The sequence below is a fragment of the Variovorax boronicumulans NBRC 103145 genome (genome assembly GCF_001591345.1).
GTDB lineage: Bacteria > Pseudomonadota > Gammaproteobacteria > Burkholderiales > Burkholderiaceae_C > Variovorax > Variovorax boronicumulans.
Map to the genome: position 1 here is coordinate 26,769 of NZ_BCUS01000065.1, position 8,761 is coordinate 35,529.

5 protein-coding genes are annotated in these 8,761 nt (G+C 68.9%); 2 read left to right on the forward strand and 3 right to left on the reverse strand.

What is annotated here, in order from left to right:
* Positions 1 to 11 precede the first annotated feature (11 nt).
* The 3 genes from VBO01S_RS18860 to VBO01S_RS18870 all read right to left on the reverse strand — a co-directional run bounded on the left by VBO01S_RS18860 (position 12) and on the right by VBO01S_RS18870 (position 4,762).
* On the reverse strand, positions 12 to 533 hold the full coding sequence (locus VBO01S_RS18860; protein WP_062477729.1) for an LPS-assembly lipoprotein LptE: 522 nt from the start codon (positions 531 to 533) through the stop codon (positions 12 to 14).
* A 35-nt stretch (positions 534 to 568) separates the two neighbouring features.
* The gene (leuS, locus tag VBO01S_RS18865) at positions 569 to 3,199 is read right to left on the reverse strand and encodes a leucine--tRNA ligase (RefSeq protein ID WP_062477731.1); all 2,631 of its coding nucleotides are present in this window, start codon (positions 3,197 to 3,199) and stop codon (positions 569 to 571) included.
* 87 nt (positions 3,200 to 3,286) lie between these two features.
* Positions 3,287 to 4,762, reverse strand: a complete 1,476-nt coding sequence (locus tag VBO01S_RS18870; protein WP_062477734.1) for a flavin-containing monooxygenase — start codon at positions 4,760 to 4,762, stop codon at positions 3,287 to 3,289.
* A gap of 130 nt (positions 4,763 to 4,892) precedes the next feature.
* Between VBO01S_RS18870 and VBO01S_RS18875 the strand changes: the two genes are divergently transcribed.
* Both VBO01S_RS18875 and glgB read left to right on the forward strand, forming a co-directional pair.
* The gene (locus VBO01S_RS18875; protein ID WP_062477737.1) at positions 4,893 to 6,551 is read left to right on the forward strand and encodes an alpha-amylase family glycosyl hydrolase; all 1,659 of its coding nucleotides are present in this window, start codon (positions 4,893 to 4,895) and stop codon (positions 6,549 to 6,551) included.
* A 5-nt stretch (positions 6,552 to 6,556) separates the two neighbouring features.
* Positions 6,557 to 8,740, forward strand: a complete 2,184-nt coding sequence (glgB, locus tag VBO01S_RS18880) for a 1,4-alpha-glucan branching protein GlgB (RefSeq protein WP_062477739.1) — start codon at positions 6,557 to 6,559, stop codon at positions 8,738 to 8,740.
* The last annotated feature ends 21 nt before the right edge of the window (positions 8,741 to 8,761 follow it).

Sequence of the window (8,761 nt, forward strand, 5' to 3'; positions counted from 1 at the left end):
GGAAGCGACGCTTACAGGGACTGCACCGCGGCCAGCCGGCGCATCAGCTGCTGCGCGATGTCGGCCTGCATGTCGCGGAACAGCAGGTCGGCCTCGCCTTCCTTGGCCAGCGCGTTGGTCTCGTTGAAGCTCAGGTCGCGTGTCTGCGAGACCTCGGACGCGGGCAGCAATTCCTTGCCGCCCGGCGTGCGCAGGCTGAAGCGCACGCGCAGGCGCAGCTGCAATTCGCGCAGCAGGCCGGCGGAGTTGGTCGAGATCACGAAGCGGTCGCGGTCCTCGCCCAGCACGACCAGCACGGCGTCGGCGGTGCTGGCCTCTTCCTTGGGCACCAGCGTCACGTTGCCGGCCGCGCGCAGCTCGCGCCGCAGCTGGTTGATGAGCGCCGTATTGCCTTCGAGCGACAGCGTCTTGAACGCGAAGTTCGGCGCCTTGCGCAGCGCGAAGCCGCAGCCGGACAGGGCCAGCGAAGCGCCTGCCACGCCGAGGCCCAGGAGAAAGCCGCGGCGCGGCTGCGAGGCATTGCGAATGTTCATGCGTCTGTCGTTTCCGTCGTTCTGCAGTGTCGGGTTCAGATGACCACGTTGACCAGGCGCCCGGGCACCACGATCACGCGCTTGGCCGGCGCGCCTTCGGCGAAGTTGACGAAGTCGTCGCAGGCGAGCGCCAGCCGCTCGATCTCGTCCTTCGAGGCACCGGCGGGCACCAGCAGCTTGCCGCGCAGCTTGCCGTTGACCTGCAGCATGAGCTCGACCTCGTCCTGCGCCAGCGCGGCCACGTCGACCACGGGCCAGGGGGCGTCGAGCAGGTCGCCCGATGCCTCGTCGTAGCCGAGCTGCTGCCACAGCTGGTGCGCGATGTGCGGCGTGGCCGGGTACAGGCAGCGCAGCAGGATGCCGAAGCCCTCGCGCGCGGCAGCTGCGTCGCCCGCGCTGCCGTCGGACTTGAAGCCCTCGAGCGCGTTGAGCAGCTTCATCGCGCCCGACACCACCGTGTTGTATTGCATGCGCTGGTAGTCGTAGTCGATCTGGCGCAGCACGGTGTGCACCTCGCGGCGCAGGGCCTGGGCGGGCTTGCCGAAGCTCTGGCCGGCGAGCGCCACGGGCGCCACGTCGGCCTGGGCCACGCCGTAGTTCCACACGCGGCGCAGGAAGCGGTAGCTGCCTTCGACGGCCGCGTCGTTCCACTCGAGCGTGGCTTCGGGCGGCGCGGTGAACATGGTGTACAGGCGCGCGGTGTCGGCGCCGTACTTCTCGATCAGGTCCTGCGGGTCGACGCCGTTGCGTTCGCTCTTGCCCATCTTGCCCACGCCGCCGTACTCGACCTTGGTGCCATCGGCCAGCGTGCCGCCGGTGATGCGGCCCTGCGCGTCGAGCACCGCCGTGACTTCGAGCGGCGGGAAGTAGTCCTTGCCACCCTTCTCGTTGCGCTTGTAGAAGATGTGGTTGAGCACCATGCCCTGCGTGAGCAGCTTGGCGAAGGGCTCGTCGGCCTTCACCAGGCCCAGGTCGCGCATGACCTTGGTCCAGAAGCGCGCGTACAGCAGGTGCAGGATCGCGTGCTCGATGCCGCCGATGTACTGGTCCATCGGCATCCAGTAGTCGGCCCCCTCGGCGACCATGGCCTTGTCGTTGGTCGGGTCGCAGTAGCGCATGAAGTACCACGACGAATCGACGAAGGTGTCCATCGTGTCGGTCTCGCGCCGCGCGGCCTTGCCGCACACCGGGCACACCACGCCGGCATGGAAGCCTTCGTGCTTGTTCAGCGGGTTGCCCGAGCCGTCGGGCACGCAGTCGGTGGGCAGCACCACGGGCAGGTCCTTTTCGGGGACCGGCACCGCGCCGTGTTCTTCGCAATGGATGATCGGGATCGGCGTGCCCCAGTAGCGCTGGCGGCTCACGCCCCAGTCGCGCAGGCGCCAGGTGGTCTGCAGCTCGCCCAGGTCCTTCTGGCCCAGCGCATGCGCCACGGCGGCCACGGCCTCCTTGTAGGTCATGCCGCTGAAGTTGTCGGAGTTGATGGTCACGCCGCGCTGCTTGTCGCCGTACCAGTCCTGCCACTTGTGATAGTCGAAGTGCGGCTCGTCGTCGACCAGCACGACCTGGATGATCTCGATGCCGTACTTGTTGGCGAAGGCGAAGTCGCGCTCGTCGTGCGCGGGCACGCCCATCACGGCGCCGTCGCCGTAGCCGATGAGCACGTAATTGCCGACCCACACCGGCACCTGCTCGTCGGTGATCGGGTGCTTCACGGTCAGGCCCGTGGGCACGCCCTTCTTCTCTTGCGTGGCGAGCTCGGCCTCGGTCGTGCCGCCACCCTTGCATTCCTCGATGAAGGCCGCGACCTTCGGGTCGAGCGTGGCGGCGTGCGCGGCCAGCGGGTGCTCGGGCGCGACGGCGCAGAAGGTGACGCCCATGATGGTGTCGGCGCGCGTGGTGAACACGTACATGCGGCCGTCCTGGATGAGCTTGCCGCTCGCATCCCGGATGTCATGCGTGAACGCGAAACGCAGGCCTTCGCTCTTGCCGATCCAGTTTTCCTGCATCAGCTTCACGCGCTCGGGCCAGCCCGGCAGCTTGTGCTGGGTGTGCGCGAGCAGTTCTTCGGCGTAGTCGCTGATCTTCAGGTAGTAGCCGGGGATCTCGCGGCGCTCGACGGTGGCGCCGGTGCGCCAGCCTTTGCCGTCGATCACCTGCTCGTTGGCCAGCACGGTCTGGTCGACCGGGTCCCAGTTCACGACCTGGGTCTTGCGGTAGGCGATGCCCTTTTCGAGCATCTTCAGGAACAGCCACTGGTTCCACTTGTAGTAGCTCGGATCGCAGGTGGCGATCTCGCGGCTCCAGTCGATCGCCAGGCCCATGGCCTGGAGCTGGCCCTTCATGTAGGCGATGTTCTCGTAGGTCCACTTGGCCGGCGGCACGCCGTTCTTCAGCGCCGCGTTCTCGGCCGGCAGGCCGAAGGCGTCCCAGCCCATGGGCATCAGCACGTTGTAGCCGCTCATGCGCAGGTAGCGCGTGAGCATGTCGTTGATCGTGTAGTTGCGCACGTGGCCCATGTGCAGCTTGCCGCTCGGGTACGGCAGCATCGAGCAGGCGTAGTATTTCTTGCGGCTCGCGTCCTCGGTGACACGGTAGACATCGGCGGCGCGCCATTGCGCCTGGGCAGCGGACTCGACGTCGCTGGGTTTGTAGCTGGGGTTCATGACATCTCGGCAGGGCCCGGCTCGACGGCGGCCGGGAAGGCGGATTATCGCGCCGTGCGTGATCGTCCCCCGGGCCCCATGCCGGAATCAGGCCCTTTCCTGCGGCGGCGGGGCGGGCGTCCACTCGTCGCCGAACAGTTCCGGCTCGCTGTAGGCCTTCAGATTCGCCCAGTGGTGGGCCGCGTCTTCCCGGTAGAACAGGCTGGCAAGCCCCGCCGCCAGGCGCCGTGCGCCGTCGCTGATGGCGGGAATGTCGCCCGACACCGTGCCGTGCGACAGCGCCGCCGGGTAGCAGAAGCAGTGGATGCGGTCCAGCCCCGGGCAGGCGCCGGGCGCGGTTTCTTGGAATTCGAAGGCCGGCCCGAGGTCGGGCGAATCGGCCAGTTCGCGGTCTTCGTCGCCGGGCGCGGGCGTGAAACGGTCTTTCCAGGTGCGAATGTGCGCGGCAATGCCCGCGAATTCGGGGCGGGCGGCCCAGTCGACCTGGAAACCGGTCGACACGATCAGGAAGTCGAATTCGAAGTCGCCCTTGGGCGTGGTCACCCGCAGTGCCTCGCCCCGCGGCGCCACGGCCAGGATGGGACAGCCGAAGTTGAAGAAGGCATTGGCGTGCCGCGACACCCGCAGCGTGCTGCCGTGCGGCGGCGGCACGTTCAGCACGTTGATGTAGTGGCGGATGCGCCATTTCAGTTCGTCGGGCAGGTCGTAGTGCCCCTGCGTGAGCCCCGGCACGCCGGCGCCCTTGCCCTTGTTGACGCGCGGCAGGTCGGGCCGGCGGATCAGCAGCTCGACGCTGTGCGCGCCGGCTTCGAGCGCGGTGGCGGCGCTGTCCATCGCCGAGGAGCCCGCGCCGACCACGCCCACGCGCAGGCCCCTCAGGCGCCCGTAGTCCATCTCGTCGGAGGAATGCGCCCATGCCGCGCGCGGCAGGCCGTCGACAAAGGCGGGCACGGCCGGGCCGCCCAGGCCGTCGCGGCCGGTGGCCAGCACGACGCGGCGCGCCAGCACGCGGCGTTCGCCCTCGGGTGTGCGCAGGTCCAGGCGCACGGCGCTGGCGTCGGGCAACGGTTGCAGGCCCGTAACAGCGGTGTCGTTGCGCACATCCACGCCCATCACGCGGCGGTACCAGACCAGGTAGTCCATCCACTGCAGGCGCGGGATCTTGTCCATCGCGGCCCAGGCCTTTGTGCCGAACTGGGCCTCAAACCAGGCGCGGAAGGTCAGCGAGGGCAGCCCCAGCGCGGGGCCCGTGAGCTCCTTGGGCGAGCGCAGGGTTTCCATTCGCGCCGTGGTGGCCCAGGGGCCTTCGCGCCCGGCCGGCGCGCGGTCGAAGACCACGGCGCGGATGCCCTGCTGCGCCAGCGCGCCCGCCGCGGCCAGCCCGGCCTGGCCGCCGCCGATGATGGCCACGTCGAGCACGGGCTCGCCGTCGACCTGGCGCGGCGGCACCCAGGCGCGGGCGGGCCAGCCGAGGTAGTCGAGGTCCTGGGCGAGCCGGCGCTCGAGCGCGGCGAGGCCGATGGGTGGGGCGGAAGGGGAGAAAGCGGTGTCGTCGGTGGTCATCGGTCGGGGGTCGGGGCGGCAGCGCCCCGCCCTGCTGAATTTACCCACTTCCGCGCGGCGCCCGCCTGCCACAGCGTACCGCTGGCCCGGATTTCGCATGCCACAATGAATTTCGACCACAGGGGCAGGCATGAGCGGCAGCAACGGCGAATGGTGGCGGGGCGCGGTGATCTACCAGATCTACCCGCGCAGCTTCATGGACAGCAACGGCGACGGCGTCGGCGACCTGCCCGGCATCACGTCGAAGCTCGACCACGTCGCCCGCCTGGGCGTCGACGCGGTCTGGGTCTCGCCCTTCTTCCGCTCCCCCATGAAAGATTTCGGCTACGACGTGGCCGACTACCGCGCCGTCGATCCGCTGTTCGGCACGCTGGCCGACTTCGACGCCATGCGCGCACGCATGCATGCGCTGGGCCTGAAGCTCATCATCGACCAGGTGCTCTCGCACACCTCCGACCAGCACGCTTGGTTCGCCGAAAGCCGCAGCTCGCGCGACAACCCCAAGGCCGACTGGTACGTCTGGGCCGACCCCAGGCCCGACGGCACGCCGCCCACCAACTGGCTCTCGGTCTTCGGCGGCTCGGCCTGGCAGTGGGACTCGCGCCGGCGGCAGTACTACCTGCACAGCTTCCTGGCCGAGCAGCCCGATCTCAACTTCCATTGCCCCGCCGTGCAGGATGCGCTGCTCGGCGAGGTGCGCTTCTGGTGCGAACGCGGCGTGGACGGCTTCCGCTTCGACGCCTGCAACCACCAGTTCCACGACGCGCTGCTGCGCGACAACCCGCCGGCCACGACCGCGTCGATCGACGAGGTCAGCACCGTGCGCGCCGACAACCCGTATGCGATGCAGGTCCACCTGTACGACAAGAGCCAGCCCGAGAACCTCGTGTTCCTCGAGCGCCTGCGCCGGCTGCTCGACGGCTACGGCGCGGTCGCGCTGGGCGAGGTCGGCGACGAGAACGCACCGCCCGTCATGGCGCAGTACACCGAACGCGGCAAGCGCCTGCACCTGGCCTACAGCTTCAGCCTGCTCACCGCCGACCACAGCCCCAAGCACCTGCGCCACCAGATCGAATCGCTCGACACCGCACTGGCCGTGACGGGCGGCTGGGGCTGCTGGGCGGTGTCGAACCACGACGTGCCGCGCGTCGCCACGCGCTGGAGCGACGGCAAGGCGCCCGACACGCGCCGCGACCGGCTCTGGCTCGCGCTGCTGCTCGCACTGCGCGGCAGCGCCAGCCTCTACCAGGGCGAAGAGCTCGGCCTGCCCGAGGCCGACGTGCCCTTCGAACTGCTGCAGGACCCCTACGGCCGCGCCTTCTGGCCCGAGTTCAAGGGCCGCGACGGCTGCCGCACGCCGATGCCCTGGACCGCCGAGGCGCCCAACGCCGGTTTCAGCACCGGCACGCCCTGGCTGCCGGTGGACGGCGCGCACCTGCCGCTGGCCGTCGACCAGCAGGAAGCCGACCCCGGCTCGATGCTCGCCTTCAGCCGCGCGCTGCTGCACTGGCGCCGCACCCAGCCGCTGCTGCGCACGGGCGCGCTGGCGTTCGTCGATGCGCCCGCGCCGCTGCTGCACATCGTGCGCAGCGACGGCGACGCGGTGCTGCATGCGATCTTCAATACGGGGAGCGAACCGGTGTCGATTCCGTTGCCCGCGCCGCTGGTGCCGCTGGCCGGCCACCCGCTCGCGCCGACCGCGACCGTCATCGCCGATCCAAAGCCCCTGCTGACGTTGGCGCCTTATGGCGTGTTCTTCGGCACGACTGCCGAAGCAGGAGGACGCTGAACCCCATGCCCCCTTCTTCTCCCTTCCTCCAAGCTGCCGACATCCACGCGCTGATGCGCGCCGAACACGGCGATCCGTTCGCCGTGCTCGGCCCCCACGAGACCGCCGACGGCCTCGAGGTTCGCGCGCTGATGCCCGGCGCGCGGCAGGTGGCCGTGGTGCATTCGCGCACCGGCTGGCCGCTGTCGATCCTTGCGCGGCACGAGGGCTCCGACCTGTTCAGCGGCCTCGTGCCCGCGGCCGAGGCGCGCATGGGCTACTCGTTCCAGGTCGACTGGGAGAACGGGCACGCCTCGCGGCTCGAAGACCCCTACCGATTTCCGTTCGTGCTCGGCGAGACCGACGTGTGGCTGCTGGCCGAGGGCACGCACCTGCGGCCGTGGGAGCGGCTGGGCGCGCACCTGCGCGAGATCGACGGCGTGAAGGGCGTGGCCTTTGCCGTCTGGGCGCCGAATGCGCGGCGCGTGTCGGTGGTCGGCGACTTCAACAACTGGGACGGCCGGCGCCACATGATGCGGCTGCGCCGCGAGTGCGGCGTGTGGGAGATCTTCGCGCCGCACGTGGCGACCGGCGACAGCTACGAGTTCGAGATCCTGTCGTCGCGCGGCGAGGTGCTGCGCAAGGCCGACCCCTTCGCGTTCTCGTCGCAGCTGCGCCCCGGCACCGCCTGCGTCGTGGCGCCGCTGCCCGCACCGGTACCGATGCCCGCCGGGCGCGCCGAGGCCAACGCGCACCAGGCGCCGATCAGCATCTACGAAGTGCACCTGGGCTCGTGGCGCCGCAAGCACCATGGCCAGGAATGGCTGGACTACCGCGAGCTGGCCGACACGCTCGTGCCCTATGTGCGCGACATGGGCTTCACGCACATAGAGTTGCTGCCCATCACCGAGCACCCCTTCGACGGCTCGTGGGGCTACCAGCCCATCGGCCTGTATGCGCCGACCTCGCGCTTCGGCACGCCCGGCGACTTCCGCCATTTCGTCGAAGCCGCGCATGCCGCGGGGCTGGGCGTGATCCTCGACTGGGTGCCCGCGCACTTCCCGACCGACGCGCACGGCCTGGGCAACTTCGACGGCACCGCGCTGTACGAGTACGCCGACCCGCGCGAGGGTTTCCACAACGACTGGCAGACGCTGATCTTCAACTACGCCCGCACGGAGGTGCGCAACTACCTCGTCGGCAATGCGTTGTACTGGCTGGAGCGCTATGGCGTGGACGGCCTGCGCGTGGATGCGGTGGCGTCGATGCTGTACCGCGACTACAGCCGCAAGGCCGGCGAGTGGGTGCCGAATGCACAGGGCGGGCGCGAGAACCTGGAGGCCATCGATTTCCTGCGCCGCATGAACCGCGTGGTGGGCGTGGAGCGTCCGGGGGCTGTGACCATTGCGGAAGAGTCGACGAGCTTTCCGGGCGTGACGCGGCCGCCGGAAGACGGTGGGCTGGGCTTTCACTACAAGTGGAACATGGGGTGGATGAACGACACGCTGGCGTATGCGGGGACCGATCCGGTCTACCGCAAGCACCATCACCAGCAGATCACCTTCGGGCTGATGTACGCGCACAGCGAGAACTTCGTGCTGCCGCTGTCGCATGACGAAGTGGTGCACGGCAAGGGGTCGATGATCGGGCGCATGCCTGGGGATGAATGGCAGAAGTTTGCGGGGTTGCGCAACCTGTATGGGTACCTCTGGGCTTATCCGGGGAAGAAGCTGCTGTTCATGGGCGGGGAGTTTGCGCAGTACGCGGAGTGGAATGCGGATCGCGGGCTGGACTGGCATCTGCTCGAGCATGCGGCGCATCAAGGGGTGCGGCGGTTGGTGCGCGATCTGAACAACGTGTATCGGCACTTTCCTGCTTTGCATGAGCTGGACCACGAGGGGGCTGGGTTCGAGTGGCTGGTGCATGACGATGTGGCGCAGTCGGTGTTTGCGTTTGTTCGGCGGGCTCGGGATGGGGGGGTTGTTGTGGTGGTTTGCAACTTCACGCCTGTGCCTCGGCTTGGGTATCGGCTGGGGGTGCCTGTGGCTGGTTCTTACCGGGAGGTCATCAATACCGATGGGGTGGTTTACGGTGGGAGTGGCGTGGGGAATGGGGTGGTTGAGAGTGCTTCGGTGCCTTGGCATGGGAAGGCCGATTCGATCGTGATCAGCGTGCCTCCACTCGCTACTTTGATGTGGGTGTTGAATTGACTCGCTCTGGGCTGGGCTGTG

Coding starts and splice junctions, on each gene's coding strand:
- leuS (WP_062477731.1), bottom strand. CDS start 3,199: ATGAACCCCAGCTACAAACCCAGCGACGTCGAGTCCGCTGCCCAGGCG.
- VBO01S_RS18875 (WP_062477737.1), top strand. CDS start 4,893: ATGAGCGGCAGCAACGGCGAATGGTGGCGGGGCGCGGTGATCTACCAG.
- VBO01S_RS18860 (WP_062477729.1), bottom strand. CDS start 533: ATGAACATTCGCAATGCCTCGCAGCCGCGCCGCGGCTTTCTCCTGGGC.
- VBO01S_RS18870 (WP_062477734.1), bottom strand. CDS start 4,762: ATGACCACCGACGACACCGCTTTCTCCCCTTCCGCCCCACCCATCGGC.
- glgB (WP_062477739.1), top strand. CDS start 6,557: ATGCCCCCTTCTTCTCCCTTCCTCCAAGCTGCCGACATCCACGCGCTG.